Source organism: Burkholderia sp. SR8 (assembly GCF_052851275.1).
This window is the reverse complement of record NZ_JAULUC010000025.1, coordinates 97,580-113,756: the sequence shown is the minus strand read 5'-3', so window position 1 is coordinate 113,756 and position 16,177 is coordinate 97,580. Positions and strand designations below refer to the sequence as shown.

The following is a 16,177-nucleotide window of genomic DNA, read 5'->3' as shown; positions in this document are numbered from 1 at the left end:
CCGCGCGAGGTGTCGCCGATCATAAAACTCAAGAGTGGTATCTATGTCTTTCGAATCTCTCGGCCTGGCCGAACCGCTCGTCAAGGCGGTCAACGAGCTCGGCTACACGTCGCCGACTCCCATCCAGCAGCAGGCCATCCCCGCCGTCCTCGGCGGCGGCGACCTGCTCGCCGGCGCACAGACCGGCACCGGCAAGACCGCCGGCTTCACGCTGCCGATCCTGCAGCGCCTGCACACGTTCTACGCCGAGCACCGCGGCGCGAAGCGCGCGGTGCGCGCGCTGATCCTCACGCCGACGCGCGAGCTCGCCGCACAGGTCGAGGAAAGCGTGCGTGCGTACAGCAAGTACCTGAAGCTGCGCTCGACCGTGATGTTCGGCGGCGTCAGCATCAATCCGCAGATCGATGCGCTCAAGCGCGGCGTCGACATCGTCGTCGCGACGCCGGGCCGTCTGCTCGATCACATGCAGCAGAAGACGATCGACCTGTCGGATCTCGACATCCTCGTGCTCGACGAAGCCGACCGGATGCTCGACATGGGCTTCATCCACGACATCAAGCGCGTGCTCGCGAAGCTGCCGCCGCAGCGCCAGAACCTGCTGTTCTCGGCCACGTTCTCCGACGAGATCAAGGCGCTCGCCGACAGCCTGCTCGATTCGCCGGCGCTGATCGAGGTCGCGCGCCGCAACACCACCGCAGAGAGCGTCGCGCAGAAGATCCACCCGGTCGACCGCGATCGCAAGCGCGAGCTGCTCACGCACCTGATCCGCGAACACAACTGGTTCCAGGTGCTCGTGTTCACGCGCACCAAGCACGGCGCGAACCGGCTCGCCGAACAGCTGACGAAGGACGGCATCAGCGCGATGGCGATCCACGGCAACAAGAGCCAGTCGGCCCGCACGCGCGCGCTCGCGGAATTCAAGAACAGCACGCTGCAGGTGCTGGTCGCGACCGACATCGCCGCACGCGGGATCGACATCGACCAGTTGCCGCACGTCGTCAACTTCGACCTGCCGAACGTGCCGGAAGACTACGTGCACCGGATCGGCCGCACGGGCCGCGCGGGCGCGACCGGCGAAGCCGTGTCGCTCGTGTGCGTCGACGAGAAGCAGCTGCTGCGCGACATCGAGCGGCTGATCAAGCGCGAGATTCCGCAGGAAGTGATCGCGGGCTTCGAACCCGATCCGAATGCGAAGCCGGAGCCGATCCAGCAGCGGCGCGGCCAGCAGCCGCGCGGCGGCAACGGCGGTGGCGGCGGCGGGAATCGCCAGCCGCGTGCAGGCGGCTCAGGCCAGCCGGCCGCGAAGCGCGACGGCAACGCGCAGCCGAAGGCCGCGAAGCCGGCCAAGCCGCGCACGGGCGGCGGCGCGAGCGGTAACGCGAACGCCGGCGGCCGCCCGTCCGGCGGCGGCACCGGCGCGCGTCCCGCGAACGGCAACGCCGCGCACCCGAACCGCAACCGCTCGTCGCGCAGCGGCCAGCGCGGTCACTGAAGCCGCGCGGCCGCGCGCCGCAGGTGCTCGACCTGGCGCTGCCAGCGCGCGAGCACCTCGGCGCGCCCCTGCCCTTCCAGCGCGAACGTGACACCCGTCGCGAGATGCGCATAGCCGACCCGCTGCGCATCGCCGTGCGCGATCGTCGCAGCGAATCCGGCCAGTCCGCCGACGTCCCCTTCGAGCGGCTCGATCGTCAGTTGTGCCTGAAAGAACGCACCGTCCGCGACGAGCGTCAGCGCGGCCGTGCGCCGTTGCGCGAGCGCGCGCGCCGCGCGCGATTGCGGCCACAGCGCGAGCAGCAGCGTGCGCGCGTCGTGCGCGAGGATCTCGCCGACGCTTAGCAGCGTCGTGCGCAACTGGCCGTCGCCGGTCGCGACGATCAGCGATGCGGCGAAGTCGGCATGGCGTTCGAGCGCGGTGCCGTCGAACAGCGCGACGACGGCCGGCGGCCACGCGTCGAACGTCCATTGTTCGAGTGCGTGGCGATGGGATTCGGTCATGATGGCGGCCCGGTGAAAAACGAATGGCGATGCCGCAGCATACGCTCGACGGGCCGCGCGGTGACGCTCAGCGCATGAACACGTGCCGCGTGATCTTCGTCAGCGGATAGTGGACGCTCGGCTGGATCTTCGCGGGCAGGTCGAGCGGCTTGAGCAGCATCTTCACGCACATGTCGGCCGACAGGTTGCGCCGCACGAGCGAGCTGATGCGGGCCGCACGCTCGCGGTTGTATTGATCGTCGCCGACGCGATCCGGATAGCGGACCGCGAACACGTGACGCAGCGCGATCTCGGAATCCTCGTTCTTGATTTCCATCACGCGGCGCATCAGCGCGCCGAGCACCGCGAGCCGGCCGTTGCCTTCGAGCTTGTTGTACTTCTTGAAGAACTTGAAGAAGTGCTTGTAGTGGCGCACTTCGTCCGAGCGGATGTTGTCGGTGATTTCCTTCAGCACCGGCTCGTCCGAGCATTCGTTGATCGCGCGGTACAGCGTGGCCGTGCCCGTCTCGACGACGCAGCGCGCGACCATCTCGAGCGCGCGGGTCTTCTCGAATGCGTCGACCGAGCAGGTCTTCGAATACTCGGCGAAGAAGTTCGCGAACGCGGTGTCCCAGTCGAACTCCGGCCACACGTGCGCGATATACGCCTTCAGCGCGCGGCCGTGCTGCAATTCTTCGTGCTCCCACGCATTGTTGAGCCACGCGGAGACTTCCGGATCGTCGTTGAAGAACTCGCTCAGGTTGCTCGTGTAGAGATCCGAGCCGCTCTCGATGAACGACGACGCGCACAGCAGCAGCAGCAGATCCTCGTTCGCGGCGGCGCGCTGACGATCGATCCGGTTCAGGTCGATGTCCTCGATACGCCACGGCATGACATGCGTCGTTTCGGTATGCATGGTGATGCGCTCCCAGTCGTCGCGCGGCCGTCCGGCCCATGCGTGTCGCACTGGCCCGGCGCCCGCAGGCGACGTTTTGCTTGCATTTATAGTGAATTGGTCCGGCCGAACCATCCTGGCATCTTAGCCGGACTTTTATGTTCGTGCTTCAAGCACTGACCGTACCCGGCACGCGCAGTTCCACCGGCGATATTGCGGTCCGTTAGACGGGTCATTCGAACCGGCTGCGCGCATTCGACGGAATGCGCGGCATCAAGCAAGACGGGCGGCCGTTCGGCCGCCCGTCGGGGCACCACACTGGAAGCGTTCCGTCAGAAACCGGCCGCCAGGCCGTCGCGGCGGCTGTCGCTCGCGGCCACGTAGCCGCGCTCCGGATCGTCGGGGTCGAGCCGCCACACGAACTGCCCCGAGCCGAAATCCATGTAAGGATCGTCGATCGACTTGATCGTATGGCCGCGCGCGGCGAGCGCGTCGACCGTCTCGCGGTTCATCGTCGCCTCGACGTCGAGCGTGAAGTCGCGGTTGACCTTCCAGCGCGGCGCGCAGCACGCGGCCTGCGGCTGCTGTCCGTAGCCGAGCATCCGCACGATGGTCTGCAGATGGCCCTGCGGCTGCATGTCGCCGCCCATCACGCCGAAACTCATCACGGCCTCGGTGCGGCCGTTCGCCTGCTCGGTGACGAACGCCGGAATGATCGTATGGAACGGCCGCTTGCCGCCCGCGACGACGTTCGGCGACGCCGGGTCCATCGAGAAGCCGTGCCCGCGGTTCTGCAATGCAATGCCCGTGCCGGGCACGACGAGCCCCGAACCGAAACCCATGTAGTTGGACTGAATGAAGCTCACCATCATCCCGCGTTCGTCCGCCGCGGACAGATAGATGGTGCCGCCCGAATGCGGCCGGCCGGCCGCGAAGTGCGTCGCGCGCGTGCGGTCGATCAGCTTCGCGCGTTCCGCGAGATACGCGTCGTCGAGCATCTGCTCGGCCGTCACGTCCATCGCGCGCGGATCGGCGACGTAGCGGTAGACGTCCGCGAACGCGAGCTTCATCGCCTCGATCTGCAGATGCTGCGAGTCGACCGAATCGACCGGCCACTCGGTCACGCCCGCATGCTCGGCGATGCCGAGCGCGATCAGCGCGGCGATACCCTGCCCGTTCGGCGGGATCTCGTGAATCGTGTGACGGCCGAAGCGCTTGCCGATCGGCTCGACCCATTCCGGCCGGTACGCGCGCAGGTCGGCTTCGGTCAGCGCGCCGCCGCCTTCGCGTGCGAACGCCGCGAGCTGCGCGGCGAGCGCGCCCTCGTAGAACGCGCGCGGGCCGTCCTTCGCGAGCGTGCGCAGCGTCTGCGCGTGGCCCAGCAGGCACATGCGTTCGCCGACGAGCGGCGCGCGACCGCGCGGCATGAAGGTGTCGGCGAAGCCCGGCAGCCCCTGCAGTTCGGGCACCGCGGCCGCCCATTTGTGCGCGACGATCGGCGACACCGAATAGCCGCGCTCGGCGATGTCGATCGCCGGTTCGAGCAGGTCCGCGAACGGCAGCGAACCGAACTTCGCATGCAGCGCTTCCCAGCCCGCGATCACGCCGGGCACCGTGACGGTGTCCCAGCCGCGGGTCGGCTTGTTCGCGATCCCGTGCGCGTTCTCGCCGTGGCGCTTGCGGAAGTAGTCGGGGTTCCACGCGGCCGGCGCGACGCCCGACGCGTTCAGCCCCGACAGCCGCTCGCCGTCCCACACGAGCGCGAACGCATCGCCGCCGAGCCCGCACGATACGGGCTCGACCACCGTGATCGCGGCCGCGGCGGCCAGCGCCGCATCGACGGCGTTGCCGCCCTTCCACAGCATCCGCAGCCCGGCCTGCGCGGCGAGCGGGTGCGACGTCGACACGACGTTGCGCGCGAACACCGGAATGCGGGTCGTCGGATACGGGTTGTGCCAGTTGAAGCCAGTCATCGGTTCCACCTCGTCGAAAGCTGAATGAACGCGCGGGACGCACGATCCGCGCGCGCGGACAGTCCGCCATTGCAGCGCGATCCACGCGATCGCACAAATTCATTTATCACATGAATCCATGCGGCGTGCGCATGAATACCCGGCGTGCTTGCGCCGCGCGCCGGTCACACGCCCTTCCCGCCCTTACAATACCCGCTTCGCCTCACGATCCGACCGCCGAGCCATGACCCGAGATCCCCGCCTCACCCTGAACGCGCGCCAGCAGGAATTGCTCGAATGGGTGCAGCGCGACGGCTTCGTGACCGTCGACGATCTCGCCGCGCACTTCGCGGTCACGCCGCAGACGATCCGCCGCGACGTGAATTGGCTGGCCGACCTGAACCTGCTGCGCCGCTACCATGGCGGCGCGAGCCTGCCGACCAGCTCGGAGAACGTGTCGTACACCGCGCGCCAGCGGATGTTCCACGACGAGAAGCGGCGCATCGCGGCGCTCGCGGCGTCGCACATCCCCGACCAGGCGTCGCTGTTCATCAACCTCGGCACGACGACCGAGGAAGTCGCGCGCGCGCTGAACCGTCATCACGGGCTGCACGTGATCACGAACAACCTGAACGTCGCGTCGATGATGAGCGGCTATCCCGACTGCGAGGTGCTGATCACGGGCGGCATCGTGCGGCCGTGGGACAAGGGCATCGTCGGCGAACTCGCGATCGATTTCATCCGCCAGTTCAAGGTCGACTACGCGATCATCGGCACGTCGGCGATCGAGGCCGACGGCACGCTGCGCGACTTCGACACGCGCGAGGTGCGCGTGGCCGAGGCGATCATGCAGCATGCGCGCACGGTCTATCTCGTCGCCGACCATTCGAAGGTCGGCCGCCCGGCGCTGGTGCGCCAGGGGCACCTGAGCCAGGTGCACGCGCTTTTCACCGACAAGCCGCTGCCGCCCGACATGGCCGATGCGGTCGCCGCCGCCGGCACCCAGGTGTACGTGGCGGAATGACCGCCCCGATGCTGCACCGCACCCGAAACTTCAAGTGAAATCAAGAAGTTGACGCGCCGGCCGAACCGCTTGCGGGATGCATCCCTGTCAAACTGAAAATTAACGGGGCGCGATTTGTCGTTGCTCGCGGGCTCGACTAGACTCCAGTTCCCCGGCCCGTTTGCTCGACCCGCCCGTGCCAAGGCGTGGGCGAATCCGAAGGCCGGCGAATACAGCTTTCCCCCCAAGCCATACCCCGCGGGGTATCGCGCGCCGGCGTTCGCGCCGGCTGCGCGGGCAGACCGATTGCCATGGAGAGAACGATGCTGAGTCCGCATGAATTCGCCACGCTATTGCTTGTGAAGGACGCCCCGGATCAGGGCGACATGGACAGGGATGAACTCGACGCGCTGCTCGAACAGCAGCTAGTCCGCCTGGAAGGGCTGGGATCGGGGCGCAAGTACTGCGTGACCGAGACCGGCGACGCCGCACTGCGATCCATCAAATACCGCTATTCGTGAACTTCCACCGTGCCTGACCCGAGCGCGCCGGCCGGATTCCCGGCCGCGCCGCTTCCTCCGCCCGTCACGCCTTTCCCGCCTCCCGCAGCTTCCCCGCGTCAGCCGCCGCGCAGCGTCGGATCGACCGCGGCCCGCCAGCTGATGGCCTGTGCGCGCGCGCCGTTGAAATAGGCGATCCAGCCGGCGCGCCCGGCCGCATCCGGCGCCGCGTAGCGCGTCGAAAGTTCGTTTACGAACGCACAATAGTTCGCTTGCGTGAGCCCGCGATACCGTTTCGCGACGTACGCGTCGTACAGCGTCGAATAGACCGGCTGCGCGTCCGCGCCCCAGTCGCGCGCGGCGCCGCCGCACGCCGTCTGCAGGTCGACGAACGACGGCGCGCGCCAGTTGCCCGCCAGCGGCGGCGTGCCGGCGCTGCACGCTGCCAGCACGACGGCGCACGCGCCGGCCCACATCCCAATACGCATGATGCACCTCGCGAAACGGTCGATTCCGCCAGTATCGTCCGGGATCGCGCGGCGCGCTACTGGCCCCGCTTTTTCGAACTTTACTTTTTCGAATCCGTTCGTTAAATTTCGAATTCGAACATTTCTTGTTCGCCTATTTCCATCAGACGATAAGGACAGCAGGGTGACCCAACCGAATCGCTACGATCTGCTCGTCGTCGGCGGCGGCATCAACGGCGCAGGCATCGCGCGCGATGCGGCCGGCCGCGGCCTGTCGGTCCTGCTCTGCGAGCAGGACGACCTCGCGTCGCACACGTCGTCGTCCAGCACGAAGCTGATTCACGGCGGCCTGCGCTACCTCGAGTACAACGAATTCGGCCTGGTGCGCAAGGCGCTGCAGGAGCGCGAGACGCTGCTGCGCGCGGCGCCGCACATCATGTGGCCGCTGCGCTTCGTGATGCCGCACATGCCGAACCTGCGACCGGCGTGGCTGATCCGCATCGGGCTGTTCCTCTACGATCACCTCGCGAAACGCGAACTGCTGCCCGGCTCGCGCGGCATCGACATGCGCCGCCATGCGGCCGGCAAGCCGCTGATCGACTCGATCAAGCGCGGCTTCGTGTATTCGGACGGCTGGGTCGACGACGCGCGCCTCGTCGTGCTCAATGCGCTCGACGCGAAGGAACGCGGCGCCGAGATCCTCACGCGCACGAAGCTCGTGTCGGCCGAACGCCGCGGCGACGAATGGGAAGCACGGCTGCAGCACGCGGACGGTTCGATTCGCGTCGTGCACGCGCGGGCGGTCGCGAATGCGGCGGGCCCGTGGGTCGGCGACGTGCTGCACGGCGCGCTCGGCCGTGGCGCGCAGCACAGCGTGCGGCTCGTGAAAGGCAGCCACATCATCACGCGGCGCCTGTTCGAGCACGATCACGCGTACATCTTCCAGAACCCGGACAAGCGGATCATCTTCGCGATTCCGTACGAGCACGACTTCACGCTGATCGGCACGACCGACGTCGAATACACGAACGATCCCGCGAAGGTCGCGATCGATCGCGACGAGACGCAGTATCTGTGCGAGTCGATCAACCGCTACTTCAAGCGCAAGATCTCGCCGGCCGACGTGCACTGGACCTATTCGGGCGTGCGCCCGCTGCTCGAGGACGAAAACGCGGCGAACGCGTCGGCGGTCACGCGCGACTACCGCCTCGAGATGGACGACGGCGCCGGCGCGCCGCTGCTGTCGGTGTTCGGCGGCAAGATCACGACGTTCCGCAAGCTCGCGGAAGAAGCCGGCGACCTGCTGTGCCGCGCGCTCGGGCGCGACGCGCACGCGTGGACGGCCGGCGCGCCGCTGCCCGGCGGCGACATCGCGAACGCGAAGTTCGACGTGTTCGCCGACGCATTCGCCAAACGTCACCCGTGGCTGCCCGCCGCGCTCGCACGCCGCTATGCCCGCGCATACGGCACGCGTGCGGAACGCGTGGTCGACGGCGCGGCGTCGCTCGCCGATCTCGGCACCGAAGTCGCGCCCGGCCTCTTCGACGCCGAACTGCGCTACCTGCGCGACGTCGAATGGGCGACCTGCGCGCAGGACGTGCTGTGGCGCCGCTCGAAGCTCGGGCTGCACGTCGCGCCCGGCACGCTCGACGCGGTGACCGCCGCGGTCGACGCGTGGTTCGCCGCCGCGCATGCGCCGCATGCGTGATCCGTTTTCAGTTGCTGTTGCAGTTGCCTGACCGACGTTGATTCACCGACGCGCTGCGCGACATGCGGCGCGCATCACAACTACGCCAATCCACGGATGGAGATGAGAGACATGCAGGACCAGTACATCCTCGCGCTTGACCAGGGCACGACGAGCTCCCGCGCAATGCTGTTCGATCGCCAGGGCAACATCGTGTCGATCGCCCAGAAGGAATTCGAACAGATCTACCCGCAACCCGGCTGGGTCGAGCACGACCCGCAGGAAATCTGGTCGACGCAAGCGGGCGTCGCCGCCGAAGCCGTCACGCGCACCGGACTGAACGGCACGTCGATCGCCGCGATCGGCATCACCAACCAGCGCGAGACGACGATCGTCTGGGATCGCGAGACGGGCCAGCCCGTCTACAACGCGATCGTGTGGCAGGACCGCCGCACCGCCGACTTCTGCGATTCGCTGAAGAAGCAGGGCCTCGAAGCGAAGGTGCGCGCGAAGACCGGCCTGCCGATCGACTCGTACTTCTCCGCGACGAAGATCCGCTGGATCCTCGACAACGTGCCGGGCGCGCGCGACAAGGCGCGGCAGGGCAAGCTCGCGTTCGGCACCGTCGACAGCTGGCTCGTGTGGAACTTCACGAAGCACGAGCTGCACGTGACCGACGTGACGAACGCGTCGCGCACGATGCTGTTCAACATCCACACGCGCGAATGGGACAGCGAGCTGCTCGAACTGCTCGACATCCCGCGCAGCATGCTGCCGGACGTGAAGGCGTCGTCGGAAATCTACGGCCACACGAAAACCACGGTGTTCGCGTCGAAGATCCCGCTCGCCGGCATCGCCGGCGACCAGCACGCGGCGCTGTTCGGCCAGATGTGCACGACGTCGGGCATGGTGAAGAACACCTACGGCACCGGCTGCTTCCTGATGATGAACACCGGCGACAAGCCGATCGAGTCGAAGAACAACCTCGTCACGACCATCGCATGGCAGATCGGCGACGACGTGCAGTACGCGCTCGAAGGCAGCATCTTCATCGCGGGCGCGGTCGTGCAATGGCTGCGCGACGGCGTCGGCATCATCAAGACGGCCTCGGAAATCGAAGCGCTCGCCGCGAGCGTGCCGCATACCGACGGCGTGTATCTCGTGCCGGCGTTCGCCGGCCTCGGCGCGCCGCACTGGAATGCACGCGCACGCGGGTCGGTGTTCGGCGTCACGCGCGGCACGACGTCCGCGCACCTCGCGCGCGCGGCGCTCGACGCGATCGCGTACCAGTCGCTGGACGTGCTGGCCGCGATGGAAGCCGACTCGGGCATCAGCATCGGCGAGTTGCGCGTCGACGGCGGCGCGAGCGCGAACAACCTGCTGATGCAGTTCCAGGCCGACCTGCTCGGCGTCGACGCGGTGCGTCCGCAGATCACCGAGACGACCGCGCTCGGCGCGGCCTACCTCGCCGGCCTCGCGATCGGCTACTGGAAGAACCTCGACGAAGTGCGCAGCCAGTGGCAGCTCGATCGCCGCTTCTCGCCGTCGATGCCGAAGGAGCAGGTCGAGCGCTGCATGGCCGGCTGGCAGCGTGCGGTGCGCGCGGCGAAGGCGTGGGCCGACGACGCGCAGTAAGCGCCGCCGCAGCAACCACAAGCAATCCGAACGAAATACAACAACACCGGCGGACCGCGCACCCGCGCGAGTCCGCCGCGATCTACGAGAGACAAACATGTCACCTTATATTGCAGAATTCATCGGCACCGCCATTCTCGTGCTGCTCGGCAACGGCGCGGTCGCCAACGTGCTCCTTGCGAAGACCAAGGGCAAGGGCGCGGACCTGATCGTGATCGTGATGGGCTGGGCGATGGCCGTGTTCGTCGCCGTGTACGTGACCGCGTCGTTCAGCGGCGCGCACCTGAACCCGATCGTCACGATCAGTCTCGCGCTCGCGGGCAAGTTCGCGTGGTCGAAGGTCGGCGGCTACATCCTCGCGCAGATGCTCGGCGGGATGGCCGGCGCGTTGCTCGTGTGGCTCGCGTATCGCCAGCACTTCGCGAAGGAAGCCGATGCGGACCTGAAGCTCGCGGTGTTCTGCACGGCGCCCGCGATCCGCAGCACCACGCACAACGTGCTGACCGAGGCGATCTGCACGTTCGTGCTGATCCTCGGCGTGCTGTATCTCGCGTCGCCGCAGGTCGGCCTCGGTGCGCTCGACGCGCTGCCCGTCGGCCTGCTCGTGCTCGGCATCGGCATCTCGCTCGGCGGGCCGACCGGCTATGCGATGAGCCCGGCGCGCGACCTGTCGCCGCGGCTGATGCATGCGCTGCTGCCGATTCCGGGCAAGCGCGACAGCGACTGGCGCTACGCGTGGGTGCCGGTGATCGGCCCGCTGCTCGGCGGCGCCGCGGCGGCCGGGCTGTATCTGCGCCTGCACGCGATGGGCTGATCGCGCGTCGATTCTTGCTCGAGCGCGCGGCAGCGGTTGCCGCGCGCTTCTGCCGTCCTCCTTCCCCTTTTGCTTCGCGCGGCCGCCGCCGCACCGGCACCGGCACCGCACATCGCCACTAGCGATCGCCCGCGGCCGCCACCAGCGATTTCAACTTCACACCCGTATCCGCGACCGCCGCCGGCGTCGCGCCGATCCCGCGCTCGACCAGCATCCGCGCGACGCGCATCTCCTTCACGAACCCGGACGCACGGCCGAACCCGCTTGCCGCGACGAGCCGCTCGCGGGCGTCGAAATGGAAATGGATCTCCGCGTCGTCGCCGAGCACGCGCGCGACCGTCCGTTCGCCGAGCGCCGGTTCGCCTGCCACCTGCAGCTGCGCGTCGTACTGGTCGGACCAGAACCACGGCGTCTCGCGATACGGCTCGTCGGCGCCGAGCATGTTGCGTGCGGCCACGCGTGCCTGCGTCTGCGCGCCGTGCCACGTTTCCTGGCGCACGAGCCGCCCGGACGCCGCACTCGGGAACACCGCGACATCGCCGGCCGCGTAGATGCCGCGCTCGGACGTCTCGAGCCGCTCGTTCACGACGATTCCGCGCTCGACGGCAAGGCCCGCATCGCGCGCCAGCTCGTCGGCCGGTTCGATCCCGATGCCGGCGACCACCGTATCGGCAACGAGCGTGTCGCCATCGTCGAGCACGACGGCCAGCGCGCCGTCGTGCAGGCGCTCGATCGCGACGGGCCGGCGGTTCAGGCCGATCTCGACGCCCCGCTGCACGTGCAGCGCATGCACGCGGGCCGCGAGCGGCGCCGGCACCGCGCGGCCGAGCAGCCGCGGCGCCGCATCGAGCACGGTCACGCGACAGCCGCGCGAGCGCGCCGACGCAGCCACTTCGAGACCGATGAAGCCGCCGCCGATCAGCACGACCCGCGCATCGGGCACGAGCCGCGCGCCGAGCGCCGCCGCATCGTCGAGCGTGCGCAACGCGAATACGCCGTCGAGCTCGGCACCCGGAATCGCGAGACGGCGCGCGCGGCCGCCGGTCGCGAGCAGCAGCGCGTCGTAATCGAATCGATGCCCGCCCGACACGTGAAGCGCGCGCGCCGCCGGATCGATCCGCTCGACCGTCGCGACGATCGGCTCGATGCCGTCCGCGCGCCACGCATCGGGATCGCGCAACGCGCATTGCGCGGCACTGCGTTCGCCGGTCAGCACGCCCTTCGACAGCGGCGGCCGTTCGTACGGCAGATGCGCCTCCGCGCCGATCAGCACGATGCGCCCGCGCCAGCCGCCCTCGCGCAGCACCTGCGCCGCGCGGCCACCCGCCTGGCCTGCGCCGACGATCGCCATCACCCGGTCGGTCGTCATTGCGTCACACCTCGATCAGGATGCGGCCGTTCTCGACCTTCGCGCGGTACGTGCGCAGCTTCTCGCACGCGGGCGCCGACAGCGCGCGGCCGTCGCGCACGTCGAACCGCCCGTTGTGCTTCGGGCATTCGATCACGTGGTCGATCACGAGCCCGTCCGCGAGATGCACGTGCTCGTGCGTGCACAGCCCGTCGCTCGCATACACGTTCCCGTCGATCCGGTAGATCGCGTACGTGTGGCCGTCGTGGTCGAAGCGCGCGACGTCTTCATCGTCGATGTCGTCGAGCGCGCCGGTGTCGATCCATTGCGTCATGATGCGTGTCTCCTTCGTTGGAATGTTCGATGCGCGGTCACGCGCGCGCCGCGTCCGGCACCGGCCGCACCACGTGGTGCGACGGATCGCGCGTCTGCCGCATCAGCGCCGGCACGATCTCCGCGTACGCGGCCAGCGTGCTGCGGTACGGCGGCGGCATGTCGGCCTTCACCGCTTCATGCAGCTTCGGCAGCGCGTGGAACGGCACCATCGGGAACATGTGGTGCTCGACGTGGTAGTTCATGTTCCAGTACAGGAAGCGGAACACGGGGTTCATCCGCACGGTCCGGCAGTTGCGACGGTGATCGAGCACGTTCTCGGGCATGCCCGCGTGCTGCGTGAGGCCGAAGTACAGGTACAGCCACGCGCCGTACAGGCTCGGCAGCCCGATGTACAGCAGCGGCACGATCGTGTGCCAGTACAGCGACGCGCCGGTCACGAGCGCATACACGCTCAGGTGGACGCGCGCCTCGCGCACGGCCTTCGGCCATTCCGATTCGGGCACGTACGTGCGTTCCTCGTCGTCGAGCCGGCCGGTGAACGCGAGCACGATCATCTTGCGCAGCTCGCTCGCGACGTGCTTCAGCGCGACCACGTTCAGCGCGAGGCCGAGCCAGTCGGTCGGCTTCGGCGCGGCGATTTCCGGATCGCGGCCGACGACGAGCGTGTCGGTGTGATGGCGCGCATGACTCCAGCGCCAGACGGTCGCGCGGCGGAATACCTGGAACGACGCGACCTGGTACAGCACGTCGTTCATCCAGCGCGTGCGGAACGCGGTGCCGTGCCCGCATTCGTGCCAGCGCGAATCGGCCGGGCTGCAGTACAGCGTGCCGTACACGAAGAACGCCGGAATCGCCCACGCTGAATGCGCACACCATGCGAGCCACGCGAGCACGCCGCTCGCGACGATCGCCGCGTACCAGATCAGCGTGTCGCGAATCGCCCGCGCATCGTCGCGCTGCATCAGCTGCTTCATCAGCGGCCGCGGCACCGGGCATCGGTACCAGTCGGCGTTGACGAGCCCGGCAGCGCGTGCCCGCTCGCCGGCGCCGCCGATCATTCGGTATTCCTGACGGCGCGCCGCCGCGGTGCGGTCGTGCGCCTGGTCGTCCGTATGGGCCACTCGTGTCTCCTGGTGTTTCGTTCGCGGGAAGCGCGGCGGGCGCTTCGCATGCGTCCAAAATTAGGCGACGGCCATGACCGGCTCAATCGAAACGTTGACGAAATTTCGCCATCGCCGTAGCGTTGCGCACAGCGCCACGTACCGATGGCGACGACGACATGGAGACGAGCATGGCCGACCCGACCGGTCCGCGCTGGCGCAAACGCACCGCGCGCTTCGACGAGATCGCGGCGCTCGCCGGCGTCAGCACGACCACCGTCGATCGCGTGCTGAACGAGCGCGGCAGCGTGTCCGCACAGGCGCGCGAACGCGTGGTCGCGGCCGCGCGCCAGCTCGGCGTGCCGCGCCAGCTGCCCGACACGCGGCACGGGCTGCTGCACGTCGACGTGCTGCTGCCGGACACCGACGCGCCGTTCTTCCGGCGGCTGCAGCAGGCGCTGCAGCGCTCGCTGCAGATGCTCGACCGGCGCGTGGTCGTGCACCGCACCATCCTGCCCGCCGCGGACGACGAACGCGCGGCCGCGCTGATCGAGCGGCCCGCGTACCGGCGCGCGGCGCTGATCGTCACCGCGCGCGACACGCCGCGCGTGCGCGACGCGCTGGCCGGCGCGATCGCGCGCGGCGAGACCGTCGTCACGATGGTCACCGACATCGGCGGTGTCGACCGCGTGCACTACGCAGGCATCGACAACTACCGCGCCGGCCGCACGGCCGGCTACTACATCGGCCGCCTCGCCGCGCGCGCGGGGCGCGTGCTGCTGCTGGGCGGACGCATGGGTTATCGCGCGCACGCAGACCGGATGGCCGGCTGCATCGACCAGCTGAAGGAGGCGTTCACCGGCCTCGAATGCGGCGATGCGCCGGTCGAAACGCTCGACCAGGACGACCGTTGCTACCGCGCAGTGATGGACGCGCTTCGCACGCACGACGACATCGTCGGGATCTACAACAGCGGCGCGGGTTCGGCCGGCATCGAGGCGGCGCTGCGCAAGGCGGGCGCGGCCGGGCGCGTAGTCTGGATCGGGCACGAGATGATCGACCTGCACCGCACCTATATCGAGGCCGGCGCGATGGACATCGCGATCGACCAGGACCCGGACGGCCAGGCGATTTCCGCACTGCAGCACGTGCTGCATGCGTGCGGCGTCGTCGAACAGCCGCCGCTGGCCGACCCCGTGGAATTCCGCGTGTTCTGCTCGGCCAACGTGCGCACCAGCGCATACCTGCAGGCCTGACGGCCGCCGCGCGGCGCGCAGACGCACGCCGCGAAAAAATCGACCGCCGCATTGGCGATTTTTCGTCAACGTTTGTCATGCAGGCCGCGCCGCGCGTCCGTACATTTGGCAGCCATCCAGAATCAGAAACGGACGGAGACGATGGCTGAAGCGATCCTCATCGGCGTGAACCTCGACGGCGTGCTCGAACACGACGGCCTGCCGCCGCCCACGCCCGCCGAACGGTTCCGGATGATCGCCGGCGCCGGCGTGTTCGACTACGTCGAGAAGAACCCGGTGCGCGGCGAGGATCTGGCGCCGTACTTCGCGCTGGTCGACCGGCACGCGCTGCCGATTCGCGTGATCGGCGGCATCTGGTGCGCGGGCCGCGACGAAGCGCACGTCGCCGAGATCGTCGACGCGGGCGCGCGCTTCGGCAGCACGGTGCTCAACTGTCAGCTGCATGCGCGCCATGCGGACGGCCATCCGCTGTCGGATCGCGAAGTCGCCGACTTCTACCTGCGCACGTATGAACTCGGCGAGCCGGCCGGCTGCCTGCCGAGCCTCGAAGTGCACGTCGACACGTGGAGCGAGGCATTCGTGCGGGTCGCGCGCGTCGCGCAACTGATCGAGCACGCCGGCGTGCCGTTCCGGATCACGCTCGACCATTCGCACCTGCTGTTCAAGCTCGGCAATCGCGCCGAACTCGACGCGTCGGAGCTGCGCGAACCGGCCGACGAAGTGCGGCGCCTGCTCGACCCGACGTCGCCCTCGGCCCTGTACGCGGACTGGATCGCGCGCGGCTGGGTCCGCCATGCGCATGCGCGCAGCGTGATGCCGAACAATCCGGAGAACCGCTGGATGCGCCGCGCGGACGGGCGCCCCGGCCGCGGGATCCAGTACCCGTTCGTCGCGCCAGCGCCGGGCACGTATCACGGCGAATGGCATGCAGCGGCGCTCGGTCCGTGGAAGACGGCGCTGCGGCGCCTGCTGCGGTCGCAGCTGCATGCGCGGCCGGCGCAGCTCGCGCAGATCAGCTGCGAATTCATCCCGTTTCCGGACTACGGCGGCGGCGCCCGCTATTCGATCTTCGACAACAACGTCGCGTGCGCGCACTGGCTGCGCGACACATGGCGCGCATTTGCAATGGAACCGGCGGCTGCGCCGGCCGAGGCCGCTGCGCGCGAGCTCACGTAATCCCGCCCAGCTCCACCCGAACCGAGGAAAGAAC

At 68.7% G+C, this 16,177-nt stretch carries 15 protein-coding genes; 8 read left to right on the top strand and 7 right to left on the bottom strand.

Going from position 1 to position 16,177, the window contains the following annotated elements:
* Positions 1-43 precede the first annotated feature (43 nt).
* The gene (locus Q3A80_RS26155) at positions 44-1,492 is read left to right on the top strand and encodes a DEAD/DEAH box helicase (RefSeq protein WP_446331707.1); all 1,449 of its coding nucleotides are present in this window, start codon (positions 44-46) and stop codon (positions 1,490-1,492) included.
* On the opposite strand, the gene Q3A80_RS26150 is transcribed toward Q3A80_RS26155, so the two are convergent.
* The 3 genes from Q3A80_RS26150 to Q3A80_RS26140 form a co-directional block, all read right to left on the bottom strand.
* A complete protein-coding gene (locus tag Q3A80_RS26150; RefSeq protein WP_446331706.1) occupies positions 1,486-1,995 on the bottom strand; it encodes a hypothetical protein in 510 nt (169 codons plus the stop codon). The genes Q3A80_RS26155 and Q3A80_RS26150 overlap by 7 nt on opposite strands.
* Before the next feature lie 67 nt (positions 1,996-2,062).
* A complete protein-coding gene (locus tag Q3A80_RS26145; protein WP_446331705.1) occupies positions 2,063-2,890 on the bottom strand; it encodes a ferritin-like domain-containing protein in 828 nt (275 codons plus the stop codon).
* 311 nt (positions 2,891-3,201) lie between these two features.
* Positions 3,202-4,842 (bottom strand): gamma-glutamyltransferase family protein, encoded by a 1,641-nt coding sequence (locus tag Q3A80_RS26140; protein ID WP_446331704.1) that lies wholly within the window; start codon positions 4,840-4,842, stop codon positions 3,202-3,204.
* 223 nt (positions 4,843-5,065) lie between these two features.
* Between Q3A80_RS26140 and Q3A80_RS26135 the strand changes: the two genes are divergently transcribed.
* Positions 5,066-5,845 carry a DeoR/GlpR family DNA-binding transcription regulator gene (locus tag Q3A80_RS26135; RefSeq protein ID WP_446331703.1) on the top strand — a complete coding sequence of 260 codons (780 nt, stop codon included), beginning with the start codon at positions 5,066-5,068 and terminating at the stop codon, positions 5,843-5,845.
* 302 nt (positions 5,846-6,147) lie between these two features.
* Positions 6,148-6,345, top strand: a complete 198-nt coding sequence (locus Q3A80_RS26130; protein ID WP_040144790.1) for a hypothetical protein — start codon at positions 6,148-6,150, stop codon at positions 6,343-6,345.
* 98 nt (positions 6,346-6,443) lie between these two features.
* On the opposite strand, the gene Q3A80_RS26125 is transcribed toward Q3A80_RS26130, so the two are convergent.
* Positions 6,444-6,812 carry a hypothetical protein gene (locus Q3A80_RS26125; protein ID WP_446331702.1) on the bottom strand — a complete coding sequence of 123 codons (369 nt, stop codon included), beginning with the start codon at positions 6,810-6,812 and terminating at the stop codon, positions 6,444-6,446.
* Positions 6,813-6,975: 163 nt separating this feature from the next.
* Between Q3A80_RS26125 and glpD the strand changes: the two genes are divergently transcribed.
* The 3 genes from glpD to Q3A80_RS26110 all read left to right on the top strand — a co-directional run bounded on the left by glpD (position 6,976) and on the right by Q3A80_RS26110 (position 10,927).
* Positions 6,976-8,499 carry a glycerol-3-phosphate dehydrogenase gene (gene glpD, locus Q3A80_RS26120; RefSeq protein ID WP_446331701.1) on the top strand — a complete coding sequence of 508 codons (1,524 nt, stop codon included), beginning with the start codon at positions 6,976-6,978 and terminating at the stop codon, positions 8,497-8,499.
* 111 nt (positions 8,500-8,610) lie between these two features.
* Entirely contained in the window at positions 8,611-10,113 is a 1,503-nt protein-coding gene (gene glpK / locus Q3A80_RS26115; RefSeq protein ID WP_446331700.1) for a glycerol kinase GlpK, read from the top strand.
* A gap of 97 nt (positions 10,114-10,210) precedes the next feature.
* Positions 10,211-10,927 (top strand): MIP/aquaporin family protein, encoded by a 717-nt coding sequence (locus Q3A80_RS26110; protein WP_446331699.1) that lies wholly within the window; start codon positions 10,211-10,213, stop codon positions 10,925-10,927.
* Positions 10,928-11,045: 118 nt separating this feature from the next.
* On the opposite strand, the gene Q3A80_RS26105 is transcribed toward Q3A80_RS26110, so the two are convergent.
* From Q3A80_RS26105 to Q3A80_RS26095, 3 genes are read right to left on the bottom strand one after another with little or no spacing between them, the layout of a single operon-like run.
* Positions 11,046-12,296 carry an NAD(P)/FAD-dependent oxidoreductase gene (locus Q3A80_RS26105; protein WP_446331698.1) on the bottom strand — a complete coding sequence of 417 codons (1,251 nt, stop codon included), beginning with the start codon at positions 12,294-12,296 and terminating at the stop codon, positions 11,046-11,048.
* 4 nt (positions 12,297-12,300) lie between these two features.
* Positions 12,301-12,609, bottom strand: a complete 309-nt coding sequence (locus Q3A80_RS26100) for a non-heme iron oxygenase ferredoxin subunit (protein WP_446331697.1) — start codon at positions 12,607-12,609, stop codon at positions 12,301-12,303.
* Between the two features lie 37 nt (positions 12,610-12,646).
* Positions 12,647-13,732 (bottom strand): fatty acid desaturase family protein, encoded by a 1,086-nt coding sequence (locus tag Q3A80_RS26095; RefSeq protein WP_446331696.1) that lies wholly within the window; start codon positions 13,730-13,732, stop codon positions 12,647-12,649.
* A 170-nt stretch (positions 13,733-13,902) separates the two neighbouring features.
* Here Q3A80_RS26095 and Q3A80_RS26090 point away from each other — a divergent pair, with 170 nt between their 5' ends.
* Together Q3A80_RS26090 and Q3A80_RS26085 are read left to right on the top strand one after the other, a co-directional pair.
* Positions 13,903-14,967, top strand: coding sequence for a LacI family DNA-binding transcriptional regulator (locus tag Q3A80_RS26090; protein WP_446331695.1), 1,065 nt, complete (start codon positions 13,903-13,905; stop codon positions 14,965-14,967).
* A gap of 141 nt (positions 14,968-15,108) precedes the next feature.
* Positions 15,109-16,143: a xylose isomerase gene (locus tag Q3A80_RS26085; RefSeq protein ID WP_446331694.1), complete on the top strand. Its 1,035-nt coding sequence runs from the start codon at positions 15,109-15,111 to the stop codon at positions 16,141-16,143.
* Positions 16,144-16,177: the final 34 nt, after the last annotated feature.

Bases quoted from the DNA above. Each gene is read 5' to 3' on its own strand.
- Q3A80_RS26100 (WP_446331697.1), bottom strand. From the start codon at position 12,609: ATGACGCAATGGATCGACACCGGCGCGCTCGACGACATCGACGATGAA.
- Q3A80_RS26145 (WP_446331705.1), bottom strand. From the start codon at position 2,890: ATGCATACCGAAACGACGCATGTCATGCCGTGGCGTATCGAGGACATC.
- Q3A80_RS26140 (WP_446331704.1), bottom strand. From the start codon at position 4,842: ATGACTGGCTTCAACTGGCACAACCCGTATCCGACGACCCGCATTCCG.
- Q3A80_RS26135 (WP_446331703.1), top strand. From the start codon at position 5,066: ATGACCCGAGATCCCCGCCTCACCCTGAACGCGCGCCAGCAGGAATTG.
- Q3A80_RS26085 (WP_446331694.1), top strand. From the start codon at position 15,109: ATGGCTGAAGCGATCCTCATCGGCGTGAACCTCGACGGCGTGCTCGAA.
- glpK (WP_446331700.1), top strand. From the start codon at position 8,611: ATGCAGGACCAGTACATCCTCGCGCTTGACCAGGGCACGACGAGCTCC.
- Q3A80_RS26155 (WP_446331707.1), top strand. From the start codon at position 44: ATGTCTTTCGAATCTCTCGGCCTGGCCGAACCGCTCGTCAAGGCGGTC.
- Q3A80_RS26130 (WP_040144790.1), top strand. From the start codon at position 6,148: ATGCTGAGTCCGCATGAATTCGCCACGCTATTGCTTGTGAAGGACGCC.
- Q3A80_RS26110 (WP_446331699.1), top strand. From the start codon at position 10,211: ATGTCACCTTATATTGCAGAATTCATCGGCACCGCCATTCTCGTGCTG.
- Q3A80_RS26125 (WP_446331702.1), bottom strand. From the start codon at position 6,812: ATGCGTATTGGGATGTGGGCCGGCGCGTGCGCCGTCGTGCTGGCAGCG.
- Q3A80_RS26090 (WP_446331695.1), top strand. From the start codon at position 13,903: ATGGCCGACCCGACCGGTCCGCGCTGGCGCAAACGCACCGCGCGCTTC.
- Q3A80_RS26105 (WP_446331698.1), bottom strand. From the start codon at position 12,296: ATGACGACCGACCGGGTGATGGCGATCGTCGGCGCAGGCCAGGCGGGT.
- Q3A80_RS26150 (WP_446331706.1), bottom strand. From the start codon at position 1,995: ATGACCGAATCCCATCGCCACGCACTCGAACAATGGACGTTCGACGCG.